Below are 24,600 nucleotides of genomic sequence, written 5' to 3' on the forward strand. Positions count from 1 at the left end.
TGGAAAGAGAGGCGTGTTATGGCATATGATAATTTTGAAAACACACCATTTGACCTAAATCACGATGGGCATATTGATTCAAACGAAGCTGCATATATTTACGATACATTTTATAATGAGGATAACAACGCTGTAGATATCGGGCTGGATGATGATATTCCTATTGGCGGAGGTGGTTATTATCCTACAGCAGAGCAGCGCAGGAAACAAAAAGAGGAAATGGACCAGTTACGTAAAAGAGTCCAGGAAAGCGATAGGAATAATAAGCTGATTGCATTTGGTATTATGATTGCTATAGGAATTATTCTTCCTAACAAGCTTGCTGCGTGCGTGTTGATATTTATAGTTTATGTGATTGCATCGATGTTTGATGTTTTTAGATGAGGTGTATCCGGTGAAAAGGTTTAAGCAAAGTTTGGCAGTTATGTTATGTCCAATTCTTTTATCTGCCTGCGCGGGACAGGCTCCAGAGGAATCTGCTAACGATGTGGCGGAAGAAGCGGCATATGTAGAGGAAAAAAGTGATTCAGTTGCTGAGAGCATTTCTGTGGTTGGCGATGCTAGCACCGAGGCAAGTGAGCAAATAACTGAAGAGATTTCTAATGAGTTGACTCCAGATAATATCCCGGAGTGGAGTAAAGCATATGCAGAGTACTTAAGAACCGGGGCGGAGTATATTTCTTTTGCCGATGGTGGAAGTGAGCTTTCTTTTACGCTGATTTATCTAGACGATGATGACATTCCGGAGCTTTTTATTGATACAGGAATAGAAGCCAGTGGTCAGATGGTTATCACCTATCATGATGGCAAGGTGGTTGATGAGTATCTTTCAAGAATAGGATCACAGTATATTGAAAAGAGCGGTCTTATTTACACAGACACAGGCCATATGGATTACTACCCAATAAGCATCACGAAGTTGGAGAATGGAGTCTTTTCAGAAATAGCTTCTGGCATCAGATATGTTTCTGAAGAAGATTTCAAAAAGATGGGAGAAGATGAGAACTACCCATATACATTGACGTATGAATGGGGCGACGAAACTGTAACCGAAGAAGAGTTTAATGCTCATGTAGCTGAGTACTATGATGTAGATAAGGGAAAGCAGCCGGACAACTATTATTCATATGATGAGTTCTTATACTTGCTGGAGAACGGGAAGTGGTATTCTGCAGACCATAATTATGAATTAGTTGTGCAGGATTGTTCCTGGACAGAGGCTCAGAAAATCTGTCTTGAGAAAGGCGGATATCTGGCAACGGTGACATGTACAGATGAGGCAAAGGTTATATCTGAGCTGGTGAAGAAAGAAGGACTTACCGATAAGGCATTCTTCGTTGGTTACAGATCCTGCGAGTGGGTAGGAGATACTTTCTGCAGCTTCAGATGGATAAACCAGGATGGTTCCTATCAGGAAGTAATGCCGAGTATGTATGACTTTTGGGACTATCATTCTCCGGGATATGATTACACCAAGAATGAGTGGTCTTTTGAAGCCGGAGAACAGGAAGTTGGTCTTGCGAAGTATTTTGACGAAACCGGAATGATCTACATTTTTGATGCTCCGGATAGGATACTGAATGTGTCACCGGAATACGCTGGGAAGCTTGGATTTATTTGTGAATACGATTGATGGAAAGGAAACATAATGTTTGATATTGAGGCTGTTATTGAAGATTTGCGAAAAAGAAGGCCTGTATTTGTTTCGGAAGCTGATTTTCAACTAGAGTTTGCATGGTCTATAAAAAGACTTTATCGTGATAACTACGATATAAGGTTAGAATATACTCCATCTGACCAAGCTTTGAATGAACAATCAAAGATGCATATTGATATATTACTTAAGCCTACCGACACGGGAAAGTGGATTCCTATAGAACTTAAGTACAAAACAAAATCATGTGTTTTACAGCATAATGGTGAAATTTTTGATTTGGCAAATCATGGTGCCAAGGACATAGGCTGCTATTTGTATCTAAACGATGTTCAGCGCATAGAGAAGATTAAGACTGTAAAACAAGCTGATTACGAAAAAGGATATGCAGTTATGCTTACAAATGAGTTGTCATATACGAAACCACCTAGAAAAAATGACTGTGTATATGCAGCTTTTTGCATTGATGAAGGTAGGATCAAGCATGGAACGATGGGATGGAGCTCAGCGGCTAGTGCTGGGACAAAAAAAGGAATAGAGTCTGATATAGTATTGGATGGTTCGTATTTAATAAAATGGAAAAACTATTCAGAACTAACAGATGGTAAAGGAAAAAATGTACAGTTTAAATACGTGGTTTGCGAAGTATAACTGTTTATCTCGAAAAAGGTGTTAGTAGATGAAAATGTAATAGAACAATAAGCATACTGGTGAGGGGAATATGCCATTTCAAATTATTAGAAATGATATTACAAAAGTAAAAGCAGATGCCATAGTGAACACCGCCAATCCCGAGGTTTTTATCGGGGGTGGTGTTGATACTGCGATATATAATGCTGCAGGAAGAGAACAACTCCTTGCTGAACGCGAGAAGATAGGAGAACTTCTACCTGGAGAGGCTGCTGTTACTCCGGCATTCAATCTTGATGCGAAATACATAATACATGTCAGCGGCCCCAAGTGGGAAGATGGTGAGCATGGGGAGTTTGATATCCTGAGAAACTGCTATGAGAAGGCTCTGAGTTTGGCGGTGGAAAAAGAATGTGAGAGCATTGCATTTCCGCTTATTGCCACAGGTGCCTACGGATTTCCGAAGGACAAGGCACTGCAGATAGCAACTTCTGTGATTCAGCAGTTTCTTTTTGAAAATGAGATGTCAATTATCCTGGTCGTTTTCGATAGGAAGGCCTTTGAACTATCGGGCAAAGTTTACTCGGATGTTCAGGGGTTTATTGATGAGAACTACGTAAAACGTAGCTACCGCAAGGAATATGGTGAGCGCGGAGAAAGAAATCTTAGGCTCCGAGCAAGCTTTGCGCTGGATGATACCATCATAAATACTATAGAGAGTGATGGATGTGATGATACCGGAGAAGATGGAGCGCTGTCGGATGAAAAGCTGATGGAGCCGGTACTAATGGCCAGGGCTCCTGAAGGAATGAGTCTTGATGAACTTCTGGATACGCCAGCACAGAGCTTCCAGGAAAGGCTCTTTTCTCTGATTGATAAAAGTGGCCTGGATGATGTTACGGTTTACAAAAGAGCTAACATTTCCAAGAAGGTCTTTTCCGATATCAAGACCAAGAAGAACTACAAGCCAAGCAAGAAGACGGCAGTAGCATTTGCTATAGCTCTTGAGCTGACTATGGATGAGACGGCAGATCTTTTGCAAAGAGCGGGGATAGCTCTATCGCCCAGTAGCAAGTTCGACCTGATAGTCGGGTACTACATAAGCCACGGAATGTACAACATAATGGAGATAAACACGGTCCTGTTCAAGAACAATCAGGAGTGCTTAGGAGCCATAAAATAAGGATTTTTCAAGGAGAAGTAAAAGTCACCTGCCAAGTGACCACTTCTCCTTTTTGTTTTTCTATACTTATCTCATAACAAGAGAGAAAGCGAAGAAAAACGCAGATAGGAGGCAGATATGTACGGAGCGATTCTTGGAGATATGGTGGGAGCACCTTATGAATTTGACAGAGGTAATAAGAGTAAGGATTTCGAGATGTGGAACAGAAAGGTTCGTTTCACGGATGATACAGTTATGACAATAGCAGTTGCGGACGCGATCCTGACCGCAGGAATAGATGCAGAGGAAAAAGAGATAAAGAAGGTCTTGGTAGAGAAGATGCAGCAGTGGGGCAATCGCTATCCTAATTCAGGATATGGCGGAAGGTTCATACACTGGCTTGGTTCCAGAAATCCTAAGCCTTATGGCAGTTATGGTAATGGCTCAGCAATGAGAGTATCAAGCGTTGGATGGTTTTACGATACATTGGAAAAGACAAGAAAAGTGGCCAGATGGACTGCTGAAGTAAGCCACAATCATCCTGAAGGGATAAAAGGAGCTGAGGCTACAGCATCCGTGATCTTCATGGCAAGGCACGGAGCTACCAAGGAAGAGATAAAAGAGTACGTGGAAAAAGAGTTTGAATATGACCTTAGCCGCACCTGCGAAGAGATAAGGCCTGGTTACTACCACGATGAGTCCTGTCAAAAGACAGTACCGGAGGCAATCACAGCTTTTCTAGAAGGTGAAGACTTTGAAGATGTTATAAGAACAGCGATTTCTTTGGGCGGTGACTGCGACACACTTACCTGCATTGCAGGAGGAATGGCAGAAGCTTTCTACGGAATTCCTGTAGGAATGATACAGAATACCTGCGACAGACTTGGGGAAGACATGATGAAGGTCCTTAAGGAATTTGATGAGCAGAGAAATGGCTCCAGTGTGGATCCTTTTCTTAAAGGAAATGAAGTTATAGCCGCAGCAATAGAGCAGTTCAGAAAAGAAACAACTAATGAGAACCTAGCGGTTGTTGCCAGCGCTTTCTGCCAGAGAATAAAGGCAGGCGGCAGGTTCATAGTTCCAGTAATTGCACCGGATGCACTGGTAAACATGGTGGATCCGGAAAACGTTAAGGTTGGCGATGAGTTCACATCGGAGGAAGAATTGTCCTTCAAGTTTCAGCATTTAGAAGGCGATGATGGCGAGATCTGGGCTGTGGCCTTTACATCCAGGGAGGAATACTTGAAAGGTGCTTCTTCAGACACGCTGGTTATGGATATAGAGCAGCTTTTGGAAGGATTTGCAGATGATGTTGGAGAAACTGGGATAATAATCAACCCATGGAGCGAGAATTTGTTACTTAGAAAAGATCTGATCAAGGCAATTGTTAAGATGGCGAAGGAGGATAAGTAATTATGGCAAACGAAAGAATAATCAAAGTAACTGGCAAGGGAAATCTTAAGGTAAAACCTGACGTGACAAGAATCACAATTACACTGGAAGGCCAGAACAAGGAATATGACAAGACTCTTGAACAGTCATCAAAGGATACTGAAGCTCTGAAGGATATTCTGGAAAAACAGGGATTTGATAGAACCGACGTTAAGACCCTTATGTTCAATGTGGATACCAGATACGAGAGTTATCAGACAAAGGATAAGAGCTGGAGAGAGCGCTTTGTAGGTTATGAGTTCAAGCATGTGGTTAAGGTTGAGTTTGATTCCGACGATGCAAGACTCGGCAAGATCCTTTACGCCCTGGCCAACGCTAGGGGTATCCATCCTGATTTCAGACTTAGTTACACAGTAAAGGATCCTGAAGCATCCAAGAACGAACTTCTTGGAAAGGCAGTAGCAGATGCTAAAGCTAAAGCGGAGGTTCTTACTAAGGCTGCAGGAGTGAACTTAAAAGAAATCAAGAACATTGATTATTCATGGGGAGAGATTCAGTTTGAGTATTCTCCAATGCATAGGGATATGATTTGCAATGCGGTAATGGCAGAGGGATGTGGTTCTTTTGATATGGATATTGAACCAGATGATATTGATGTTTCTGATACTGTGACTGTTGTGTGGGAAATTGAATAATGCTAATTTAATGCTACAAAATTATGAGAATTAAACTTTAATATGTAGTAAATGAAAATGTGGCAAATATGCGGTTTGCATCGAGGAATAAAAATTTAATAATACATTTTTGTTGACACTATAACGACTGAGTGATATTATCCTCTATACAAAGGAGCGGATATCATGAAGACATATTCTGTAAAAGAAATAGCTCAAATATTAGACACAAATCCTGAGACGGTGCGTAGATGGATAAGGGACGATAAACTAAAAGCAACCAAGAACTCGAATAAAGAAGGAAGCGTTGTTTCTGAGGCAGAACTCAACCGTTTCCTTAAAAAATCGCCTAAGTATTATGGCGCCGCAGCTGGCGCGATGATCGGTGCTGGATTACCTCTTGCTGGCCTGGTAGTAGCCACTGCTGGAGGCATTGTTAGCACGTTGCTCAGGAAAGGGTTAGAGTCTTCATCTGAGCTTACAATAAAGTACGATGATATGATTAAGCTTATGGACGAAGAACTTGCGGAGCATAAAGCCATAATCAGTAAGAAAAGACAAGCAATCAAAGCATTAGAGAAGGAAATTGCTGAAGAAGAAAGCAAGATAAGTCAAATAATTAGCACCAAAGAAATGCTGGCTGTACGTGTAAAAGAGACTCTAGAGGACAAGATATCAGAAGATTAAAAAGCTTTCAGTTGGATTTGCTTTTTCACATGGATTGCTGATGGTTGTAAAAATGGAGGTTAAACCGGTGTTAGGTGAAAAGAGAAACAAAGAGAATAATCAAGACAGCAAGAATACTGAAGCCATGAGACAGGAAATAATGATTCTTGTTTCTGAAGAGGATAAGACTGGTAGCGATGTTATGCGAATGAGTGATTTCTTTTCGTTGGCCTTACAGGGAATGTCAAAAGAGTTAGTGACATCTGAAGCGAGCATTAGCATTAGAGAATTACCAGCGGCTGATTTGAATACTATAAATGATGCTATAAGGATGGTTGGTGCGTTTAGATCACCTGAATTTGATTTGATTCCAGATTTCGCTTCTTTACCAAAGGAAATACGTGATAAGTATAATGCTGGTGAACTGATTCTTGGGGAGTCGAAACAGGTTGAAGGTAATATAAGGGCGGTGCTTGTTGATGCAGAGACTAAAACTCGAGTAAAGGATGTTACATTAAAAAAAGTAGAAAATACTGATGCGACTGCGGATATTACTAGAGATATGATGAATCAAATGCAGCTAAAGCAGATCTCTGCAAAGTTGGACTATATGATTTCTGAACAGTCATATATGATTGATTTTGTACGAAATCAAGCTATAATCCGACCATTTTTAGATGCAAGGGATAATATTCTTAAGGCACAAAATCAGATTGAGTCTAGTGAGCAAAGAACATATTTGCTTAAAGCAGCGGATAGCCTGCAGTCAGCCATAAATGCTGTGTATGTTGACATGAATACAATCGAGGGACATCTTGCTGAGGAGGAAAACAAAAAATGGTTTCAGAGGCTTAATCGAAATAATATTGATAAACAAATCTCAAGATTGACGGCTGATACGATGGCTGTTACTAAGTATGTAGGAATGCAAATGCAGGTTTATCATTATTTGGGAGATGACTCTAGTGCAAGGAATGTCATTGATACTTATCGTGGAAACATAGACAGGTTCTTTGAAAAAGGGATAGTGTCAGCGAACAAGTCTCTTGCATTATTCATACATGAAAATGTTGATTATGGCGAGAATAACATGGACTGTTGGTATTACATGGAGGAACGCATGAAACCTTTATTAGCCTCGGCTTATGATAGGATTGAGCCTAAAGCTGTATATGTTATCTCTGGAGGTGAAGAATATGAGTGCTGAAGTGAAAAGATGTAAACAATGTGGAAAGATAATCGTAGGGGATTCAACTTTGGGGCTTTGCCCTAAATGTGCGGACGAAGACGCAAGAACTGCTGCGGAATTAGGGGTTGGTCTTGTTGTTGTAGGCGGTATTGCAAAAAAGTTGTGGAAGCCTGGAATCAAGCTGGTTAAAGGGATTGCAAAGGTGATAACCAAGGCATGAGACCATATTGTTTGTCTTGCATGGCATTAAGTTTGTTTCAGCAAAAAATGCAAATATCATAAGAGATAAAAGGAGAACGTGCTGATTATGGCATATAACTGCTACGGAGATTTATATAAGAGTGAAGTTGCTAGCCGATTGAGGGACAGGGGATATGATGTTAAAAACGTACATGCCCTTAATGTTATTTTAGAGGAAATGGGGATACAAGTTCATTCGGGTAATAATTGGCTTGTAACCGAAGCAGGTGTTAAGTATACGATATATAAAGGCCCTGTTTTTGATGCTGACGCTTGGCATCCAGAAATTGTTGATGTTGTGAGTGACTATTTAGATAATAGGTGATCGGAAATACAGAATAATCTTTGTAAAGGCGTCTTCCTTTCTGGGAGGCGCTATTTTTCAGCCTTTAAAATATCTTTGAAAATCAGCCATGATTTTTACTGCCATTTGGACATTTATGGATAACAAAGTGGCTATTTGTGCGCCTTTGAACGGGTACTTTTATAGGACACCCTATATGTTCTAATGGTATTAGCAGAAAAAGGCCCTGCGTTTACATGACGTGTGTAGCCCATGGAAGGAGGATTTTTTATGAGGCAGATTGATCCGTACAAAAGGATTTGTTTTATGTGTGAGCAGGCTGAGCTGGATCCCAAAGAAGTGTGCCTGCTGTCGAAGACTCTTTTTACCCTTTATCAAGATTCCAAAATTGCAGGTAATCCCTGGAAAAGTCCTATAAGTAAAGAGAAAGAGGACAAGCAGAAGAGAAGGATGAGAAGAGAGTTCCTGGATATTGCCAGGCATCAGATCAAGGATTCTTTTGAAGAACAGAAGGCATTTGTTTGGGATGCGCTGGCGTGCCCCTGGATTGATGAGAAAATCACCATGATCATGACTAAGATGGAACAGTTCCCGCCGGATGGAGCATTGTATAAGAAGATTCTCGAAGCCAGTTACCTGTCAGAATATAAGACAGAAGTACAGCTTTTTAATGAGTGTAATCTCAGGAAAACAGCTTTTTACAAGAAGCGTGAGGCAGCGCTTACTCTGTTTGGAATAATGATCTGGAATTATGCTGAGAGCAGGGAACAGGAGGACCGTGATAACGGAATTGTTGATTAAGAGTATTGCGCGGACATGATGCGAACAAACCGCGAACAATGTAAGAACAAAACAAGGGCATTCTGCGAAAAAAGTACGGATAAAGAGAGGACTAAGAAGGAACTTTAAGAGAGGATTTATGTGGTAAAATCGTTGTTGTTCGAACGGGAAACAACATTTTGGAAGCAGCCAGTTTCTGCAGAGGGAGCAGGTGATTGGTAAATGTGTACAAAAAATAGGACAGAACAACTGTTCGATTTCTACTTGTGACTTATTATTCAGACTACTATAATTAGAGTATAGCAACCGCGGAGCTATAAAAGAGATCAGCTAACGGTTTTCTTTCCCTAATCCGTTAATTGTAACTATTAACAATTGATTTTGGTTTTGTTCGCTTGGGGGTGAAGAGTTTGAAAAGAGCGAAGTTATCCATGGAGGGAGAACGCTGGGTTAACTGCCCGGTTTGTGGTAATAAGATCATGAAGGCCAGACGTGCCGATGTAGACGAGATATGTGAAGAGTGCGGCAACCTGATAACGATATGTGTGACCAAGAGTTTTGTTACTACTATAGTTAATGATGAAGAGAGTGACGAGCAGTCCTTTACAGAGAGGATGCTTAGGTACCAAGAGGAGTTGGCGTTATTGACCAACTGATACGGCTGGAAGCTTCTGGCCAATATACAACTTAATATGTTAATGCGGCAGATGATGGACTAGTGCAGAGCCACCGAGCCAGGAACAGCATCACCTGCCAAAAGATTTGCCAAGAGCTTAAAGAGTCGTGTAACTAACAACACGTAACATCGAAGGAGTCTGCAAAACGGAAGTATACCGAAAGGTTTTATAACCTTAGGTCTATTAAAGTTTTGCAGGCTCTTTTTCTATGATCTTGGCACGGTTGCTTCCGTTTGAAGACTCCGGATCGGAGGAAAAATGGAAGCAAGAAATAACACAAGAGAGATTGGAGAGAGAATCAGAACATTAAGAGTTCAGAAGGGAATGAGTCAGGAGGAACTTGCAAGGCGCCTTAACCTGGGGAGCAGAAGCATGGTCTCAGAGTATGAGTCAGGTAAAAGATCTCTTTCATCAGTAAATGTGATCGACTATGCATCCTTGTTTGATGTCTCTGCTGACTGGATCCTGTTTGGAGCAGGAGATAAGGAAAAGAGAGAATATACATCAGAGGTAGATGAAATGCTGCAGGCTTTCTACTCCATTAGAAATCCTAGAGCCAGGAAGATTGCAATTGAGCAGATAAGAGCGCTTTCAATACTATGACAGCTCTTTTACCAGCTCGTCGCAAATATCGAACTAAGTTCGCAGATGCCGACGGCTACGGCGCTTTCACTGTTTTATCATTAAAGTGTCTTAAGGCAACACTATGAAAAGGAGGAAAAATGTCAGCTGAAGAAAGTATTGTAAAGATTTATGCAGAGGCGGAGGACAAGGAAAGAATCAATATTATCCTCGAGCATTTTGATAATTTTATCATGCTGATAGATCTGTTTGAGGAAGACCTCCGCAACACACTGAAAGAGGAAAAGCTTTATAACAAGAGAGCTGAAAGAGGAGATCCTGGGGTGAGGGTACAGACTTCAGGTACAGGAGATCCGACAGGAAATGAAGCAACAAATAATGTCCAGCTTGCAAGGGATCTTCAGTCAGGCAATATCGAGCAGGTCATGAGAGGTGCAGATGAAGATATGGAGCACCGGGATGACATAGAGACTTTGAAGATGATGAGAAGTGATTACTCAGACATCATAAAGGCGATTGAGACATTAAAGCCAAAGCCCAGAGCAGAGCTTAAGGATATTTTGAACGGAGTAAAGGACATCAGCAAAGTCGCAGAAGATAGTAACAGTGGCTACGATGCCACAAAGCACCGACTTACACGGAGCCGTGGAAAGGTCAGGAAACGAGCGATCTGTCTGATAAGAGCAAGGAGAGGCATAAAGATAAAAACGGAGGAATGAGAAATGCCAAAGAGAATAAGTGCAATAGAAGATGTATCAAAGGCTGTTACGGGAGGCCAGAAGATTTTTGTTTCATATGCGGAAGGTAAGGATCTCTATTCCATGGGACTTCACACCTTCCAGGACCTTGCCAGGGATGCAGGAGCTGTTTACCACATCAAGAGAAGGGTATTGGTCAATACTCTGAAGGTTAATGAATATCTTGAAAATTTTTGTGATTCAAATAGATAACCGTAGGAATCCAATGCTGTCCAAGGATATCCAAATAGCAGCATTTATGCGGGTTTGAGGCGGTTTGTAAGGATAAAAATGGATTGAAACAGAGGAATGTCGCGGATTATAATTAACATATGAACCGATTATTCCTCTTCTTTATTAATAGAAGGAGGACATGATCATGTACAGAAAAGATGCAAAGGGGTACAGACTTAACACCGGCGAGAGCGTAAGAAAGGACGGTAGATATACATATTCCTATACAGACCGTATGGGCAAAAGACACTACATATACCGTAAGTCTTTGGTAGAGTTGAGGGAGGCTGAGAAGAAGCTTCACAGAGATTACGATGACGGACTTGATCCGGTAAAATCCAAGTACATTGAAGTAAACCATATGGTTGAGAATTATCTCTCTACCAAGCACAATCTGAAGATTACTACAAAGGGTACTTACGTTAAGATGTACAACCAGTATATCAAGAATGACTTCGGCAAGCACAGGATTGTGGATGTGAAGTATTCTGATATCAAGAAGTATTATTACGGCCTCATCGTAGAGCGTGGCCTCAAGGCAACGACAGTAGATCATGTACATACGATCTTAAGGCCTGCATTCCAGATGGCTGTTAGAGATGGACTTATCAGAACCAATCCTACGGATGATGTGATGGCTGAGATCAAGCGAAGCAGATTCTGGGAGAAACCAGACAGAAAAGCTCTGACTGTAAAAGAACAGCAGGTTTTCATGGATATCTTCAGAAATAATCCTGAGTTTCATGGTTGGCTTCCGCTTATGACAGTGCTTCTTGGTACCGGCTTAAGAATTGGCGAGGCATTAGCGCTTTCCTGGACAGACAGCATTGATATGGATAATCGTATCGTTCATGTGAACCGCAGCTTCAGTGACAGACCTGATGAATTCGGAGAATGCAAGAAGCGCATCCAGACTACCAAGACGGATGCCGGTACAAGAGACATACCCATGGTTCAGGAAGTATTCGATGCATTCCTTATGGAATATGAGTTCCAGAAGATTCTGGGATTCTGTAATGAAGAGATTGATGGATTCAAGGATTTTATTTTTATCTCCAGTAATCAGAACGTTCTTCTGCCCGGAGCAGTGAATCGCGCAATACACAGCGCAGTAGACTGGTACAATGAACACGAGGTGGCTGCAGCAGCTGATGAGGGAAGAGAACCATTTCTTTTGCCGGAAGAAATCACCTGCCACATCCTCCGTCATACCTTCTGTACAAGACTTTGCGAAAACGAGAGTAACATCAAGGTGATCCAGTCTCTTATGGGACACAGGGATATCACCACCACCATGAACATCTATGCTGATGCCACCAAGGAAAAGAAGCAGGAGATCATGGCTCACCTGGAGGGTAAGATCATCATTTGAAAAAGTTCTTGAATGGATTAAAATGGAGTATTATAATATGAGTATAAAACATCACTCATAGAATTTATGAGATGTAATGTAGTGAAATGTGTAGTCAAAATGTCCTCATTGGATGACTACTACATACATTTGGCCTTCATTGGTGAGTGTCCACACAGATCCAATAAAAATGAGGCCTGCCACGCAGTTTACAACACTTTCTGGTATTTCGGTGGACTTGTGTGGTATCTCAAAATTGAGATGAAAGATTTCTAGTGGACGTGTATGGACAGTAATGGTCGTGAATGATAGAGACCACTCTAATTATCCCGACCCTCCGCAGCGAGAAATGACACACGTTCTTGAGTAAAATCGCGTTTCTCCGTGGACGACCAAATTTGGACTAGATTGCACTGTTTTTAAAACAATCTCATGGGACAACATGGGACATCAGTGGACGTGTACGTGTAGTTTGACAGTGAAAAACAGGACTTCCATGGACGTCTGTGATGACGAAAAAATAGAAGATATTGACGCAAAAAGCGGGGAAAAGGCTTCAAAAAGTCTTCTCCCCGGGGAAACGTCAAAGAGGAAAACCGGTTCTAAGTATCTTCTAATCCATGAAAATATTATGACTTAATCCACATTTCTCTTAATGAAAAAGAGAAAATGTGGTTTTTTTATTGCTTAAAATCTCAATTCTCTTTTTCTAAATTGCATCTCGTAACACCAAAAAACGGAGGTTACAGATGAATCGAAGTAAATCCCCACCAGTGAATCTGGAAAAATACCTGGAAGGTAAAAGACACCGCTTCTGCACTTACGCTCAGGGTGCAAGACTTTACGCAATGGCGTACTGGTCATTTGTCACCATGGCCAAGCAGGCAGGAGCCAACATCAAGCTCAGGAAAACAGCTCTTGTAGATCTGGATGTGCTTGATGACTACATCGAAAAAGAATGCAACGAAGAAAGAGAGGATGAAGAAATGGGAAGACGCAAATTTGTTGAAAACATGGATGAACTGGTCAAAGAAGGCAAAAAGAAGTATGTGAGGTACGCAGAGGGTGCTGAGCTTTATTCCATGGGGCTTCACACCTTTGAATCACTGGCCAAAGAGGCTAAGGCCACAAGAAAAGTTAAGGGTGTGGTTCTCTGTAACACGGAAAAAATCGATGCTTTTATCGAGTCATTCAGGGAATAAGGGGGTGGAGACATGTCTAAAGTTATAGCAGTAGCAAATCAGAAAGGCGGAGTCGGAAAAACCGTCACATGCGTAAATTTAGGAATCGGCCTGGCAAGAGAAGGGAATAAGGTACTTCTGATCGATTGTGATCCGCAAGGGTCCCTGACAATCAGCCTTGGCTGTGATGAGCCCGACAGACTGGATTATTCCCTGGCAAATGCCCTTATCGGAATCATAAATGACGAGCCTGTGGATGTCTCCAGAGGACTTATCCATCACGAGGAAGGTGTTGATGTGATGCCGGGCAATATTGAGCTTTCAAGTCTGGAGATCACTCTGACAGGAATTATCAGCAGGGAAACTATCCTCAGGCAGTACGTAAACATGGCAAGAGAACTTTATGACTACGTAATCATCGATTGTATGCCGTCTCTTGGGATGATGACCATAAATGCCCTGGCTTGTGCAGACAGTGTACTTATTCCGGTGCAGGCCGCATATCTTCCTGTAAAGGGTCTTCAGCAGCTTATTAAGACCATAGGAAGAGTTAAGCGTCAGCTGAACCAGAAGCTGCAAATAGAGGGAATTCTTATCACTATGGTGGATAACAGAACAAATTATGCAAAAGACATATCGGCTCAGATCTACGAAGCGTATTCATCCACCATAAATGTTTTTGAGACTGAGATCCCGCTTTCTGTGAGGGCCGCTGAGATTAGTGCTTCCGGAAGTAGTCTCTACGTCTATGATCCAAAAGGAAAAGCAGCATCAGCTTATTCATCTTTTATAAGGGAGGTAATAAATAATGGCACAAAGAGTTGGTCAGAAAGTAAAGCTGTCTAGTATAGATGAGCTCCTCGGTGTTCCAAGCACCGAGGGGACTGTAGATCTCGATGTTATGACTATTTATCCCTTTGAGAATCATCCTTTTAAGGTTGTGGATGATGAAAAGATGGATGAACTGGTGGAAAGCATCAAGGAGAGCGGAGTTCTTACTCCTGTTCTTGTAAGACCGGATGATGAAGGAACTTATGAGATGGTCTCCGGCCACAGAAGACTTCATGCGGCCAAAAGAGCCGGGCTTCGTAAGATTCCAGCAATCATCAAGGAAATGACAAATGATGATGCCACGATTGCCATGGTTAATGCGAATATGCAGAGGGAGGAGATCCTTCCGAGTGAAAGAGCATTTGCATATAAAATGAAGCTCAATGCGATTAGAAGTCAGGGTCAGAGGAGAGATTTAACTTCTGTTCAAGTTGAACAGAAGTTGAGTGGGAAGACTTCGAGGGAAAGAATTGCTGAGGAAATGGGTTCTAGCGCAGTACAGGTGTCACGTTTTATCAGACTTACAGAGCTTATTCCAAAATTACTGAATATGGTTGATCAGAAGAAATTAGCATTATCTGTGGCTGTTGAGATTTCTTATCTGAATCACTCGTACCAGGAATGGATTTATGAGTATATCCATGAAAATGGAATGATCAAGCAGGAACAGCTCATAGATCTGAGACCATACAGAGAGGATGATTCGCTAACGCAGGAGATGATGATTGATATTCTCATTCAAAAGCGAGCAACACCGCAGACCCACAAGAAGATCACCTTCAACGAGCGCAAGCTCAACAAGTATTTTCCGGCATATTATTCTCAGACACAGATTGAGAAGATCCTCATTGATTTCTGTGAGGAATGGAAAAGGACCCATGAAAGTGAGGAATAACAACTATGATGGATTATTTCTATAATACCCAGGCTGAGCAATTTGCTTCTGTAGAGATTCCAAAGGAGCTTCTGACAGGGGAGAATTTTTCTTCCCTGTCGGCTTCGGCCAAGATGCTGTACGCAGTTCTTTTAGACCGGATGGGCGAAGCCAAGAGGCACAACTGGTATGACGAAGAGAACAGAGTATATGTGATTTATCCTTTGAGTAAGCTTGAAAAGGATATCAGTTTTTCCAGACATACCATTATCGACTGTATGAATGAGCTTGAGGACTTTGGCCTTATTTCCAGATTCCAGATCAAGGGCAAGCCAAGCAGGATTTACGTCAAGAATTTTAATCGCAGACGCATTTTTCAGCTGATTGGGTAGTGCAATAATTGCACCACCTAAATCCACAGAGCGTCACACTAAGTTACCGAAGGGAGGGAAAAGGATTGAGCGAAAGAATCATATTTGACTATTTCAAAGGTCAAGAATCTGAAATGCTATCCTTTTACAGAATACCAAAGCTGCTGTTCACAAATGCCTATTTTAAGGGCCTTGACGTGCTTGCCAAGACTTTATACGGCCTTATGCTGGATAGAATGTCTTTATCCCTTAAGAATAAGTGGTTTGATGAGGAGCAGAGGGCATATATTTACTTTGCACAGCAGGAAGCCGCAGAAATGCTGGATTGTGGGGAAGACAAGATAAGGATCTTATTCAAGAATCTTGAGGAATATGGCCTTATTGAGCGCAGAAAGCAGGGCCAGGGGAAGCCTTCCATTATCTACCTCAAGAACTTTGTTTCTGAGGGTTCTGAAGAAGTTCAGACCTTGGAAAATCCCGGTTCTGAATCAGAAATAGAAGTTTCAGACCCCGGAAATATCGGGGTCAAGACCACGGAAAAATCGGGTTCTAGACCAAGGGAAATTCGGGTTCTAGACCACGGAAATTCCGGCCCTAATTATAATAATATTAATAATACTAACTTAGTTATAACCAATCATATCTCTTCGAAGCAGACAGATTTGAACGAGGATTACGAAATTTATTCAGAAATGATCAGGGAGAATCTGTCCCTGGATACTTTGCTTGATCGATATCCTCAGGAGAGAGAAGCGATTGAAGGGATGTATGAGATTGTCCTTGAGACTGTTTTGTCTACTCAGGGGAAGATCCATATCGCCAAGAACGATTATCCCAAAAACCTTGTGAAAGCAAAGCTTCTCAAGCTTAACAGCATGCATGTTGAGTATGTGCTGGATTGCATGAAGAATAATACCACCAAGATTAAGAAAATTAGGCCTTATCTTTTGGCGACACTTTTCAATGCACCAAGCACAATGAGCAGCTATTACCAGGCGGAGGTTAACCACGACATGGCATGCGGGCTCATTTAGATCCAGTTTGACATATCTGCGCAACCCTCATATACTTAAAAGTGTAATGAGGTAAACGTAACACTCATAGGAGGGTCGGATATGCCAAGAATCAATTTGTCGATCAGTGATGATTTATACAAGCAACTTCAGAAGGCTGCAGATAAACAGAAGATAACTGTCAACAGTCTTATCCTTGAGACACTTGAGGATAAGTTCAACACCGCAGTAAGGTACGACTACACTGCAGCGCTTAAACTCATGGTCGCTGAGTCCAAGAAGATGGAGAAGGAGTTCACTCTCTCAGATCTTCCGACTTTTGCAGATGTAGAGCAGGTTCTTATCGAGAACAATATTAAAGAGTCTCCTGCATCAGTGAGAGCCAGACTTGGCAAGATGTACAACGAGGCAGTCAAAAAAGGCTCCATCAATGGAGTAGAAAGAGCTGTAACAAATAAAAATGGTGTTGAGGAGCTTAAGTTCTGGTGCCGTGCTGCTGTGTACTGCAACAAATTAAGCAAGGCAACTACCAAGAAGTAGTTGTGTTTTCAGAATTCATAGGAGGCTGAGATGATAGCATTATTACTTGAGATTGTATTAGCGATTATATTTGCTGTTATAGCCATCGTTTGCTTTGGAATATTCAGGGCTATGCCTTTCTTTACAGGACTAATTGGTGCATTTGTACTGACGCTCCAATTTCCTGAGTTAAGCAATATTATCCCAGGGGAACCTAAATCAAGCATGATAGCTCTTATACTGGTGATTGAGCTGGTTATACTGGTTCTTACTTTAAATGAGCAGACTGGCCCAGCTATGGTAAAGTTCTCGTGCTGCATGTTCCTGGGAATCATAATGGCTATTATACATAGCTGCTTTAAGTGCGTATCCTGGCAGAAGGCAGTTTTTGTAACGGTTCTTTATCTTCTCATCATGGGAATTATAATAGTATCCAACCTTGAATCCATAGGAATTGAGAGCTCTGGTTATCGAAACATACTGGCTAGCATAATAGTCTCATTTATGTATGCTGCATCTTTGGGATTTACACTCTTAGTCATTCTCAGTGCAATTTGGGGCCAATACATAAAGCTCCGCTTCTCAGGAGATTTCTATGCTTCATATGATAAAGTTGGTATGGTAGTAGTTATGGTGGTAATGGCCTTGACTGCCATAGGATGCTTTGTGAGAGACAGACTTGAATTGGTCTAAACATAAATGAATTCGAGAGCCATCTGGCGGATAAATACCGTCAGGTGGCTTTTTTTCTTTTATAAAAACAGATATAGTAGAAGATAAGTATTTTAAAAAAAGAGCCAATTTTGGACTAGAGTCAGACAATATGAGTCTTGGAGCTAACAGATGAAAATAATGGTCAGTGCCTGCTTGTTGGGGCAGAATTGCAAATATAATGGTGGCAACAATTACAGTGAAAAAGTTGCGGAGTACATAAAAGGGCATGAGGTCATCCCTGTATGCCCTGAAGTGGAAGGTGGCCTTCCGGTACCAAGGATCCCATGCGAAATAGTAAATGGCATAGTAACTAATAAGCAGGGAGAAAGCAAAGATAAAGAATTCAGATCTGGTGCTGAGAAATGTCTTCAAAAAGCCATTACAGAAAAAGTAGATCTGGTGATTCTCCAGTCAAGGAGCCCTTCCTGTGGGGTGAAGCAGGTATATGATGGTAGTTTTAGCGGTAAACTTATTGAAGGCAAGGGTATCTTTGCAGAACTCTTGGCTGAAAATGGTATTAAAACTATAGATTTGAGTGAATTGTTGGAGGGATAATGCCACACGTTGAAATAAAGTGTTTTACAGGAAGGACTGAAGAGCAGAAAAAAGAATGTGCTGAAAGAGTAGCGGAAGTAATCGCTGAAACACTTGGATGCAAGACCACGAGCATTTCTGTTGCAATTAAAGATATTCCGGAGGAAAACTGGAAAGAGCAAGTATGGGATAAGAGCATTGTTCCGGATGATCAGTATTTATATAAAAGACCAGGATATACATGTGAATAAATATCTATGAGGTATTGAATTAATGATAGAGTATCGAAAGGCAGTAGAGAACGACAGAGCAAGTATTGAAGCTCTTTTCATAGAGATGTTGCAGACAATTTATCATACGGATGACGTAGAGGGTTATGAGGAAGGGTATCTCAACAGATACTTCTCTGATTATGAAGATGAGGTCATAGTCGCAGTGGATAATGGGCAGGTAGTAGCTTTTCTATCAGTTCAGGTTTTCCGCGGAGATAACTATATTTATCTTGACGATCTGTCTGTTACGGCAAGATACAGAGATCAGGGGATTGGGAGTTGTCTAATCAAGAGCGCGGAGGACTATGCAAAAGTAATTGGTATCAGTGCAATTGTTTTCCATGTAGAGACTTCTAATGAAAGAGCACATGCCTTATACAAAAGGCTTGGTTACAAGGATGACCTAAATGATGGCAGTAGAATACGCATGGCTAAAGACGGTCTTAGCGAGGCATTCGAGAAATCCTGTGGTGCTATTGTTTACACAATTGAAGATGGCATAATCAAGTATCTTCTTGTTGAGGAAGCGAGCGGATTTCATAGTTTCCCTAAGGGCCATATGGAAAATGGGGAGACTGAAAAAGAGACAGCTATCCGCGAGATAAAAGAAGAGACAGATCTTGATGCCACGCTGATAAGTGATTTCAGAGTAAGTGAGCAATATCAGTTATCGGAGAAACCAGGTGTGACAAAGCAGGTTGTTTACTATCTGGCTAAATACATAGATGAAAATCCGCGTGTTGTAAGGCCACAAGAGGTAAGAGCACTTCAGAGCTTAAGCCTTGAGGATGCACTGGCTGTTATAGAACATGATAATAAAAAAGAGTTATTGTTACAGGCTGATAAATACATAAAAGCGACTGATAAATAGGGACAGAACAGTGGAGGAGTAATGGTACGTAGAATTGAAACTGATAGACTTATTTTAAGAACAGTTACAGTAGATGATGCAGAAGATATATTTAAATGGGCATCTGATCCGGATGTGAACAAGTTTATGATCTATCCTCTTCACAAGGATATCGAGGTTACAAAAGAATGGCTTAGGTCGCGTGATATTGATGGTAACGATGAATTTGACCTTGGATTTGTATTGAAAGAAACAGGAGAATTGATAGGACAGGGTGGGATTTTCTATAAGGAAGACCTGGATGCCTGGGCTATTGGTTATAACCTTAGAAAAGAATATTGGGGACAGGGGCTCGTACCTGAGGCTATGAAAGCCATAATTGATTATGTTGACAAGGAGAAAGGCATTCACGCTATAGTTGGCGAGTTTGCAAAAGATAATTCAAAGAGCAGGCGGGTTATGGAAAAACTTGGAATGACTTATTGGAAAGATTGCCAGTATTCCAAGTTTGATGGGAGCGCAACCTTTGATGCGTATTTGTATAAGAGGGAGTTTTAAGTAAATGCATGGAGAGGTGTGTATGGGAGCATTGATCATTTGGCTTGTAGTAATGGTTCCTGTCAGTGCACTACTTACAGGACTTGGAATCTTTGCCTGGAGAAGGCAGAAACCTATGTGGTTCTGGTCAGGCCAGACAGTTGGTGAAGATGAGATTGTCGATGTAAAGGCATATAACAGAGCTAACGGCATAATGTGGATTGTTTTCTCTCTGCTTATGTGGTTTAGTACGTTTTTGGCATTCTCGAGCATGAAACTGGCAGGAATGGTAATGCTAGTCGGATGCATCCTCTGCGTGCCTGTGCTGCCATTTGTTTATACCAGAATATATAAGAGGTACAAGAAGCATGAATGATGAAGAACTGCATTTGAATTTAGAAGATAAGGAATGGCCACTTACAACAATTGACCACGACAGAATGATAGCCAGGGCAATAGTGGTGGATGGTGATGATTATTTCTATTTTGTCAGGGCAAATAGAGATGATGATTTTGGAAAAGCAAAACTAATAGAGACAGCTGGAGGTGGGGTTGAGCCTGGTGAGAATCTCGATACAGCGATCAGACGAGAACTTATTGAGGAACTGGGTGCTGAGGTTGAAGTGATATGTAAGATTGGAGTAGTAAGCGATTATTACAATCTGATTCACAGGCATAACATCAATAATTATTATCTTTGCAGAGTTAAATCTTTTGGTGATAAACACCTAACACAGGATGAAATAGAGGATTTTCATCTTTCGACACTGAAGCTTCACTATGATGAAGCACTTGCAGAATATGAAAAGTGCAGTAGTACAAGATTAGGCAGACTGGTAGCTAATAGGGAAATACCTATTCTTAAGCGTGCTAAGGACTTACTTGATGTAAAGGAGTAGAAGCTTCTTTGTGAGTTGGATAAACTATTGTAATACATTAAGAAAGATTGATGAAGGATGAGACTTAAATGAGCAGTGACATGATAATCAGTGAAGCAATAGAGTATGTTAATAAGCTGTTTGCAGGGAATTCCGATGGGCATGGAGCAGATCATACCATGAGGGTATATCACAACGCTCAGATACTTATGGAAGCATACCCTGAGGCAGAAGGTTTTGCAATTTCATTAGCTGCATTATTACATGACGCTGATGATTATAAGCTTTTCAGCACAGAAAACAATGCAAATGCCAGATCATTTATGGAACAAAAAGACCTTCCGTCAGAAATGGTAGAACAGATCTGCAAAATAATTAATTCCGTGTCATTCAGCCATAACAGAGGCAGAAGGCCCGAAACACTGGAGGGAAGGATTGTCCAGGATGCAGACAGACTTGATGCCATTGGAGCGATAGGGATTGCCAGAACATTTGCATATGGCGGGAAGGCTGGAAGGGGCTTGTCAGACTCCATAAAGCATTTTTACGATAAACTTCTTTTGTTAAAAGAAGAAATGAATACTGATGCAGCTAAGGAGATGGCCCAAAAGAGGCATGAGTATATGAAAGATTTTCTTGAAGAATACTATTTGGAAACTGGGTATAGGTACGAAGGATGATGGATTACAGAATAATAGATGGCGCAGAGAATATGAAAATGGAGGATATCCAAAGACTCCTTAAGATGACCTACTGGGCAGATAAGCGTTCACCTGAGACGGTTGAGAAGTCTGTGAAAAATGCTTCCTGTTACGGAATATATATTGATGCAGAAGAAAAGCTTGTTGGATTTGCAAGGATAATCAGTGACTATGCTACCACTTTCTATCTTGCAGATGTAATTATCGATCCTGAATATCAGCATCAGGGACTTGGAACTGCATTGGTTTCATATGCTGTATCCAGACCTGTATATCAGGGACTAAGAGGAATTCTTCTCACCAAGAATGCACATGGCTTGTATAGAAAATTTGGTTTTGAGTTAAACACAGAGCGTGCAATGATTAAGTAGAGGGTAAAAACGATGCTTATAGGAATCCTTTCAGATACACATGGACTATTAAGGCAGGAAGTGATTGATGCTTTTAAAGGTGTTGATCATATCATTCATGCCGGAGACATAGATAATAAAGCAGTCATTGATCGGCTTGAGGAGATTGCTCCCGTTACAGTTGTGAGAGGAAATGCGGATAAAGAGTGGGCTGAAAATCTTCCGGAGACTGCGATAGAAGAATTTCTTGGCAATAAGATCTATGTTATTCACAACAAAGGTAAAATTCACGATGATCTGACGGGGATATCAATTATCATATATGGACACAGCCATAAATACAGCCTGGTAGAGAAAGATGGGCAGGTCTGGTTTAATCCTGGCTGCTGTGGAAAAAGGAAACCGGAGCAGGAAGTGTCTTTTGCCCTTCTTGAGATATCGGGCTCTGGACAGTTTGAGTTTAGAAAAAGAGTCATAGATAACTCGGGTCAGGATTCAAGGCTTCCAAAGGATATAGACAGGATTATTTCCAAGGCAATGGACATGACAGATAAAGGAAAAACGCATAAAGAAATTGCCAAGAAGCTAAAGATATCAGAAGAGCTTGCAGAGAGCATTTGCAGAATGTACCTGACGCATCCGGGAGTTGATGTGACGGGGATTTTACAGCGGATAAGCTGAGAGGTGCCTATAAATGGAACTAAAGCGAATTGGAATTGAGCAAAAAGAAGCGATAAAAAAGCTGTTTGTAAGTGTGTTTACTATAGAACCATGGAACGATGACTGGTCAGATGAAAAGCAGTTGGATTGCTATATAGATGATCTGATTGGACAGGGATATTCGCTTACATATGGGTTATATGATGGTGATGAACTCATCGGTATGTCCTTGGGCTACATAAAACACTGGTATAAAGGGACTGAATACTATATTGATGAACTATGTATAAGAACTGACAGGCAAGGCGCAGGAGCCGGTAACTTTTTCCTGTCAGAAATAGAAAAGGAAATTAAAGAGCTGGGGCTGAAGCAGATCTTCTTACAGACAGAAGCGCATGTGCCTGCATATGAGTTCTATAAAAAGAACGGCTATATCGAATTAGAAGGGCATGTATCATTTGCCAAGGAGCTATGAAAAATAACTGGGAGAAATTAGAACATGCTTGAAAGAATGGATGATTTCTTTACTGCCCGTATCAATGGGTATGATGAGCACATGAAGAGCAATATTGAAGGCGCGTCTTCATTTTATAAGTTTACAGCAGCTCTTTTGCCAGCCGGTGAAAACGCAAAGGTGCTTGATCTGGGTTGCGGAACAGGACTTGAATTAGAGGAATTCTTTTTGGTAAATCCAAATGCAAAAGTTACCGGAATTGATCTCACAGAAGCCATGCTTGATTCACTAAAAGCTAAGTTTCCGGATAAGGATATTACAACAATCTGCGGGTCATACTTTGATGTGCCCTTTGGAGATGGAATATTTGATGCTGCAGTTTCTGTGGAATCGTTACATCACTTTTCAAAAGAGGAAAAGATTCCTTTATATGCGAAGCTTTGGCAGGCACTTAAGCCCGATGGATATTTAATCCTGACTGATTATTTTGCAGAGACAGATGAACAGGAAACGTTTTTCAGGCAGGAGCAGATTAGACTAAGAAAAGAGCAGAACTTGCCGGATGAAGTGTTTTATCATTATGACACTCCGCTGACTGTGGAGCATGAAAAAGAAGCTTTAATAGCTGCTGGATTTACAAAAGTAGAAGTGCTTAATCATTGGGAAGCAACATATACACTGAAAGCAGGAAGGCGATAAGGTAAAACTTATTAAGGATGGGAAGCTTTATAACATCCCAAGAAAGCTACAGCATATCCAGGCGCATAAAGCTGGATTGGATTTATAACTTTCTAGATAATGAAATAAGCAAATCGGGATTAGTGGAGTAGAACATGGATAAAAAAAGGGCTTTGTCTGGCGCCATAATATTTATAACCCTGATGGGAATCGTAAGTCTGTTTTCGGACATGACTCATGAAGGCGCCAGAAGCATATTGGGCGAATATCTGAACCTCGCAGGGGCATCCGCTGCAACCATCGGATTTGTGTCCGGTATAGGAGAATTGTGCGGGTATTCACTAAGGCTCATATCCGGATTTATAGCAGATAAAACGAAGAAATACTGGACATTTGTTATCACAGGCTATGTAATACAGGCTCTGGCGATTCCTGCACTGGCACTCGTACCTGAACATGGCTGGATTTGGGCCTGCGGTCTTGTGATCCTGGAGCGTATCGGAAAAGCGATAAAAAAGCCTGCCAAAAACACATTGGTAAGCTTTGCGGCAAGCGAGATCGGAACCGGAAAAGGCTTTGCCTATCAGGAGTTTCTGGATCAGCTTGGCGCGTTTCTCGGACCGGTACTGCTTTTTGTAACAGCTCTTGTAAAAGGTACAGACGACCTTTTTACAACATATAGAATCTCTTTTGCGATACTGCTTGTTCCTGCAATGATCACAATAGCTCTTGTTTTGACAGCAAAGATAAGATACCCTGATCCGGAGATCTTTGAAAAGCAGGAAGATAAACCGGCAAGCTTTGAATTCAGGAAGTCATTTGTTCTGTTCATGGCGGCCATCTGCTTTTTTGCTTTTGGCTTTGCAGACTTCACCCTGATCACACTTCATTCGGCTAATACCGGAGCATTT

The 24,600-nt window shown here is 41.3% G+C and carries 35 protein-coding genes; all 35 read left to right on the top strand.

Features of this window, described 5'->3' with window-relative positions; translation table 11 throughout:
* Window positions 1-18 precede the first annotated feature (18 nt).
* Window positions 19-384, top strand: a complete 366-nt coding sequence (locus T541_RS0114080) for a hypothetical protein (protein ID WP_026653315.1) — start codon at window positions 19-21, stop codon at window positions 382-384.
* Window positions 385-394: 10 nt separating this feature from the next.
* Entirely contained in the window at window positions 395-1,633 is a 1,239-nt protein-coding gene (locus tag T541_RS0114085) for a C-type lectin domain-containing protein (protein ID WP_197025177.1), read from the top strand.
* Between the two features lie 15 nt (window positions 1,634-1,648).
* On the top strand, window positions 1,649-2,305 hold the full coding sequence (locus T541_RS19740) for a hypothetical protein (protein WP_051538270.1): 657 nt from the start codon (window positions 1,649-1,651) through the stop codon (window positions 2,303-2,305).
* 70 nt (window positions 2,306-2,375) lie between these two features.
* Window positions 2,376-3,467: a macro domain-containing protein gene (locus T541_RS0114095; protein WP_026653317.1), complete on the top strand. Its 1,092-nt coding sequence runs from the start codon at window positions 2,376-2,378 to the stop codon at window positions 3,465-3,467.
* Between the two features lie 117 nt (window positions 3,468-3,584).
* Complete coding sequence (locus tag T541_RS21680) at window positions 3,585-4,859, top strand: ADP-ribosylglycohydrolase family protein (RefSeq protein WP_026653318.1); 1,275 nt, start codon at window positions 3,585-3,587, stop codon at window positions 4,857-4,859.
* Between the two features lie 2 nt (window positions 4,860-4,861).
* Complete coding sequence (locus T541_RS0114105; RefSeq protein WP_034467310.1) at window positions 4,862-5,533, top strand: SIMPL domain-containing protein; 672 nt, start codon at window positions 4,862-4,864, stop codon at window positions 5,531-5,533.
* Between the two features lie 165 nt (window positions 5,534-5,698).
* On the top strand, window positions 5,699-6,199 hold the full coding sequence (locus T541_RS20820; protein ID WP_051538271.1) for a helix-turn-helix domain-containing protein: 501 nt from the start codon (window positions 5,699-5,701) through the stop codon (window positions 6,197-6,199).
* Between the two features lie 67 nt (window positions 6,200-6,266).
* Window positions 6,267-7,385, top strand: a complete 1,119-nt coding sequence (locus T541_RS0114115; protein WP_026653320.1) for a hypothetical protein — start codon at window positions 6,267-6,269, stop codon at window positions 7,383-7,385.
* The gene (locus T541_RS0114120) at window positions 7,375-7,587 is read left to right on the top strand and encodes a hypothetical protein (protein WP_026653321.1); all 213 of its coding nucleotides are present in this window, start codon (window positions 7,375-7,377) and stop codon (window positions 7,585-7,587) included. The genes T541_RS0114115 and T541_RS0114120 overlap by 11 nt, the downstream gene beginning before the upstream one ends.
* An 87-nt stretch (window positions 7,588-7,674) precedes the next feature.
* Window positions 7,675-7,932, top strand: a complete 258-nt coding sequence (locus T541_RS0114125; RefSeq protein ID WP_026653322.1) for a hypothetical protein — start codon at window positions 7,675-7,677, stop codon at window positions 7,930-7,932.
* A 249-nt stretch (window positions 7,933-8,181) separates the two neighbouring features.
* Window positions 8,182-8,712, top strand: a complete 531-nt coding sequence (locus T541_RS0114130; protein ID WP_026653323.1) for a hypothetical protein — start codon at window positions 8,182-8,184, stop codon at window positions 8,710-8,712.
* A gap of 410 nt (window positions 8,713-9,122) precedes the next feature.
* A complete protein-coding gene (locus T541_RS0114135; RefSeq protein WP_155839533.1) occupies window positions 9,123-9,347 on the top strand; it encodes a hypothetical protein in 225 nt (74 codons plus the stop codon).
* 279 nt (window positions 9,348-9,626) lie between these two features.
* Window positions 9,627-9,971, top strand: a complete 345-nt coding sequence (locus T541_RS20825; RefSeq protein WP_051538272.1) for a helix-turn-helix domain-containing protein — start codon at window positions 9,627-9,629, stop codon at window positions 9,969-9,971.
* Between the two features lie 119 nt (window positions 9,972-10,090).
* Window positions 10,091-10,669, top strand: a complete 579-nt coding sequence (locus T541_RS0114145) for a hypothetical protein (protein WP_026653325.1) — start codon at window positions 10,091-10,093, stop codon at window positions 10,667-10,669.
* Window positions 10,670-10,672: 3 nt separating this feature from the next.
* Window positions 10,673-10,900: a DUF6462 family protein gene (locus tag T541_RS0114150; protein WP_026653326.1), complete on the top strand. Its 228-nt coding sequence runs from the start codon at window positions 10,673-10,675 to the stop codon at window positions 10,898-10,900.
* Between the two features lie 166 nt (window positions 10,901-11,066).
* Window positions 11,067-12,293, top strand: coding sequence for a tyrosine-type recombinase/integrase (locus T541_RS0114155; protein ID WP_242840792.1), 1,227 nt, complete (start codon window positions 11,067-11,069; stop codon window positions 12,291-12,293).
* 728 nt (window positions 12,294-13,021) lie between these two features.
* On the top strand, window positions 13,022-13,474 hold the full coding sequence (locus T541_RS22215) for a DUF6462 family protein (RefSeq protein ID WP_330375733.1): 453 nt from the start codon (window positions 13,022-13,024) through the stop codon (window positions 13,472-13,474).
* A gap of 12 nt (window positions 13,475-13,486) precedes the next feature.
* Window positions 13,487-14,299 carry a ParA family protein gene (locus tag T541_RS0114180; protein ID WP_026653329.1) on the top strand — a complete coding sequence of 271 codons (813 nt, stop codon included), beginning with the start codon at window positions 13,487-13,489 and terminating at the stop codon, window positions 14,297-14,299.
* Window positions 14,262-15,179, top strand: coding sequence for a ParB/RepB/Spo0J family partition protein (locus T541_RS0114185; protein WP_026653330.1), 918 nt, complete (start codon window positions 14,262-14,264; stop codon window positions 15,177-15,179). Before T541_RS0114180 ends, T541_RS0114185 begins: the two co-directional genes overlap by 38 nt.
* A 5-nt stretch (window positions 15,180-15,184) precedes the next feature.
* Window positions 15,185-15,550, top strand: a complete 366-nt coding sequence (locus T541_RS0114190; RefSeq protein ID WP_026653331.1) for a replication initiator protein A — start codon at window positions 15,185-15,187, stop codon at window positions 15,548-15,550.
* A 65-nt stretch (window positions 15,551-15,615) separates the two neighbouring features.
* On the top strand, window positions 15,616-16,563 hold the full coding sequence (locus tag T541_RS0114195) for a DUF6017 domain-containing protein (protein WP_026653332.1): 948 nt from the start codon (window positions 15,616-15,618) through the stop codon (window positions 16,561-16,563).
* An 81-nt stretch (window positions 16,564-16,644) separates the two neighbouring features.
* Window positions 16,645-17,082: a hypothetical protein gene (locus T541_RS0114200; RefSeq protein ID WP_026653333.1), complete on the top strand. Its 438-nt coding sequence runs from the start codon at window positions 16,645-16,647 to the stop codon at window positions 17,080-17,082.
* 30 nt (window positions 17,083-17,112) lie between these two features.
* Entirely contained in the window at window positions 17,113-17,754 is a 642-nt protein-coding gene (locus T541_RS0114205; protein WP_026653334.1) for a hypothetical protein, read from the top strand.
* Between the two features lie 150 nt (window positions 17,755-17,904).
* A complete protein-coding gene (locus tag T541_RS0114210; RefSeq protein ID WP_026653335.1) occupies window positions 17,905-18,330 on the top strand; it encodes a DUF523 domain-containing protein in 426 nt (141 codons plus the stop codon).
* Window positions 18,330-18,560, top strand: a complete 231-nt coding sequence (locus T541_RS0114215; RefSeq protein WP_026653336.1) for a tautomerase family protein — start codon at window positions 18,330-18,332, stop codon at window positions 18,558-18,560. The genes T541_RS0114210 and T541_RS0114215 overlap by 1 nt, the downstream gene beginning before the upstream one ends.
* Window positions 18,561-18,582: 22 nt before the next feature.
* On the top strand, window positions 18,583-19,452 hold the full coding sequence (locus T541_RS20830; protein WP_051538273.1) for a bifunctional GNAT family N-acetyltransferase/NUDIX hydrolase: 870 nt from the start codon (window positions 18,583-18,585) through the stop codon (window positions 19,450-19,452).
* Between the two features lie 21 nt (window positions 19,453-19,473).
* Window positions 19,474-19,989 carry a GNAT family N-acetyltransferase gene (locus T541_RS19760; protein WP_051538274.1) on the top strand — a complete coding sequence of 172 codons (516 nt, stop codon included), beginning with the start codon at window positions 19,474-19,476 and terminating at the stop codon, window positions 19,987-19,989.
* Between the two features lie 22 nt (window positions 19,990-20,011).
* Window positions 20,012-20,344, top strand: a complete 333-nt coding sequence (locus T541_RS0114230; RefSeq protein WP_026653338.1) for a hypothetical protein — start codon at window positions 20,012-20,014, stop codon at window positions 20,342-20,344.
* Window positions 20,337-20,867: an NUDIX domain-containing protein gene (locus tag T541_RS0114235; RefSeq protein WP_026653339.1), complete on the top strand. Its 531-nt coding sequence runs from the start codon at window positions 20,337-20,339 to the stop codon at window positions 20,865-20,867. The genes T541_RS0114230 and T541_RS0114235 overlap by 8 nt, the downstream gene beginning before the upstream one ends.
* Before the next feature lie 68 nt (window positions 20,868-20,935).
* The gene (locus T541_RS19765) at window positions 20,936-21,526 is read left to right on the top strand and encodes an HD domain-containing protein (protein ID WP_197025178.1); all 591 of its coding nucleotides are present in this window, start codon (window positions 20,936-20,938) and stop codon (window positions 21,524-21,526) included.
* On the top strand, window positions 21,523-21,918 hold the full coding sequence (locus tag T541_RS0114245; RefSeq protein WP_081779984.1) for a GNAT family N-acetyltransferase: 396 nt from the start codon (window positions 21,523-21,525) through the stop codon (window positions 21,916-21,918). The genes T541_RS19765 and T541_RS0114245 overlap by 4 nt, the downstream gene beginning before the upstream one ends.
* A 12-nt stretch (window positions 21,919-21,930) precedes the next feature.
* Window positions 21,931-22,578, top strand: coding sequence for a metallophosphoesterase family protein (locus T541_RS20835; protein ID WP_051538275.1), 648 nt, complete (start codon window positions 21,931-21,933; stop codon window positions 22,576-22,578).
* Window positions 22,579-22,591: 13 nt separating this feature from the next.
* A complete protein-coding gene (locus tag T541_RS0114255) occupies window positions 22,592-23,032 on the top strand; it encodes a GNAT family N-acetyltransferase (RefSeq protein WP_026653340.1) in 441 nt (146 codons plus the stop codon).
* A gap of 24 nt (window positions 23,033-23,056) precedes the next feature.
* Window positions 23,057-23,710, top strand: a complete 654-nt coding sequence (locus tag T541_RS0114260; protein ID WP_026653341.1) for a class I SAM-dependent methyltransferase — start codon at window positions 23,057-23,059, stop codon at window positions 23,708-23,710.
* A gap of 134 nt (window positions 23,711-23,844) precedes the next feature.
* Window positions 23,845-24,600, top strand: a 756-nt coding sequence (locus T541_RS0114265; protein ID WP_026653094.1) for an MFS transporter, incomplete at its 3' end; no start/stop codon positions are given.

This window comes from Butyrivibrio proteoclasticus P6B7, assembly GCF_000622085.1.
GTDB classification, from domain to species: Bacteria; Bacillota; Clostridia; order Lachnospirales; family Lachnospiraceae; genus Butyrivibrio; species Butyrivibrio proteoclasticus_A.

Coding starts and splice junctions, on each gene's coding strand:
- T541_RS0114215 (WP_026653336.1), top strand. CDS start 18,330: ATGCCACACGTTGAAATAAAGTGTTTTACAGGAAGGACTGAAGAGCAG.
- T541_RS0114260 (WP_026653341.1), top strand. CDS start 23,057: ATGCTTGAAAGAATGGATGATTTCTTTACTGCCCGTATCAATGGGTAT.
- T541_RS0114095 (WP_026653317.1), top strand. CDS start 2,376: ATGCCATTTCAAATTATTAGAAATGATATTACAAAAGTAAAAGCAGAT.
- T541_RS21680 (WP_026653318.1), top strand. CDS start 3,585: ATGTACGGAGCGATTCTTGGAGATATGGTGGGAGCACCTTATGAATTT.
- T541_RS19760 (WP_051538274.1), top strand. CDS start 19,474: ATGGTACGTAGAATTGAAACTGATAGACTTATTTTAAGAACAGTTACA.
- T541_RS0114150 (WP_026653326.1), top strand. CDS start 10,673: ATGCCAAAGAGAATAAGTGCAATAGAAGATGTATCAAAGGCTGTTACG.
- T541_RS0114190 (WP_026653331.1), top strand. CDS start 15,185: ATGATGGATTATTTCTATAATACCCAGGCTGAGCAATTTGCTTCTGTA.
- T541_RS20825 (WP_051538272.1), top strand. CDS start 9,627: ATGGAAGCAAGAAATAACACAAGAGAGATTGGAGAGAGAATCAGAACA.
- T541_RS0114105 (WP_034467310.1), top strand. CDS start 4,862: ATGGCAAACGAAAGAATAATCAAAGTAACTGGCAAGGGAAATCTTAAG.
- T541_RS0114180 (WP_026653329.1), top strand. CDS start 13,487: ATGTCTAAAGTTATAGCAGTAGCAAATCAGAAAGGCGGAGTCGGAAAA.
- T541_RS0114205 (WP_026653334.1), top strand. CDS start 17,113: ATGATAGCATTATTACTTGAGATTGTATTAGCGATTATATTTGCTGTT.
- T541_RS0114230 (WP_026653338.1), top strand. CDS start 20,012: ATGGGAGCATTGATCATTTGGCTTGTAGTAATGGTTCCTGTCAGTGCA.
- T541_RS19765 (WP_197025178.1), top strand. CDS start 20,936: ATGAGCAGTGACATGATAATCAGTGAAGCAATAGAGTATGTTAATAAG.
- T541_RS0114120 (WP_026653321.1), top strand. CDS start 7,375: ATGAGTGCTGAAGTGAAAAGATGTAAACAATGTGGAAAGATAATCGTA.
- T541_RS0114145 (WP_026653325.1), top strand. CDS start 10,091: ATGTCAGCTGAAGAAAGTATTGTAAAGATTTATGCAGAGGCGGAGGAC.
- T541_RS0114155 (WP_242840792.1), top strand. CDS start 11,067: ATGTACAGAAAAGATGCAAAGGGGTACAGACTTAACACCGGCGAGAGC.
- T541_RS0114130 (WP_026653323.1), top strand. CDS start 8,182: ATGAGGCAGATTGATCCGTACAAAAGGATTTGTTTTATGTGTGAGCAG.
- T541_RS0114135 (WP_155839533.1), top strand. CDS start 9,123: ATGGAGGGAGAACGCTGGGTTAACTGCCCGGTTTGTGGTAATAAGATC.
- T541_RS20820 (WP_051538271.1), top strand. CDS start 5,699: ATGAAGACATATTCTGTAAAAGAAATAGCTCAAATATTAGACACAAAT.
- T541_RS20830 (WP_051538273.1), top strand. CDS start 18,583: ATGATAGAGTATCGAAAGGCAGTAGAGAACGACAGAGCAAGTATTGAA.
- T541_RS0114080 (WP_026653315.1), top strand. CDS start 19: ATGGCATATGATAATTTTGAAAACACACCATTTGACCTAAATCACGAT.
- T541_RS20835 (WP_051538275.1), top strand. CDS start 21,931: ATGCTTATAGGAATCCTTTCAGATACACATGGACTATTAAGGCAGGAA.
- T541_RS22215 (WP_330375733.1), top strand. CDS start 13,022: ATGAATCGAAGTAAATCCCCACCAGTGAATCTGGAAAAATACCTGGAA.
- T541_RS0114200 (WP_026653333.1), top strand. CDS start 16,645: ATGCCAAGAATCAATTTGTCGATCAGTGATGATTTATACAAGCAACTT.
- T541_RS0114245 (WP_081779984.1), top strand. CDS start 21,523: ATGATGGATTACAGAATAATAGATGGCGCAGAGAATATGAAAATGGAG.
- T541_RS19740 (WP_051538270.1), top strand. CDS start 1,649: ATGTTTGATATTGAGGCTGTTATTGAAGATTTGCGAAAAAGAAGGCCT.
- T541_RS0114210 (WP_026653335.1), top strand. CDS start 17,905: ATGAAAATAATGGTCAGTGCCTGCTTGTTGGGGCAGAATTGCAAATAT.
- T541_RS0114235 (WP_026653339.1), top strand. CDS start 20,337: ATGAATGATGAAGAACTGCATTTGAATTTAGAAGATAAGGAATGGCCA.
- T541_RS0114255 (WP_026653340.1), top strand. CDS start 22,592: ATGGAACTAAAGCGAATTGGAATTGAGCAAAAAGAAGCGATAAAAAAG.
- T541_RS0114185 (WP_026653330.1), top strand. CDS start 14,262: ATGGCACAAAGAGTTGGTCAGAAAGTAAAGCTGTCTAGTATAGATGAG.
- T541_RS0114125 (WP_026653322.1), top strand. CDS start 7,675: ATGGCATATAACTGCTACGGAGATTTATATAAGAGTGAAGTTGCTAGC.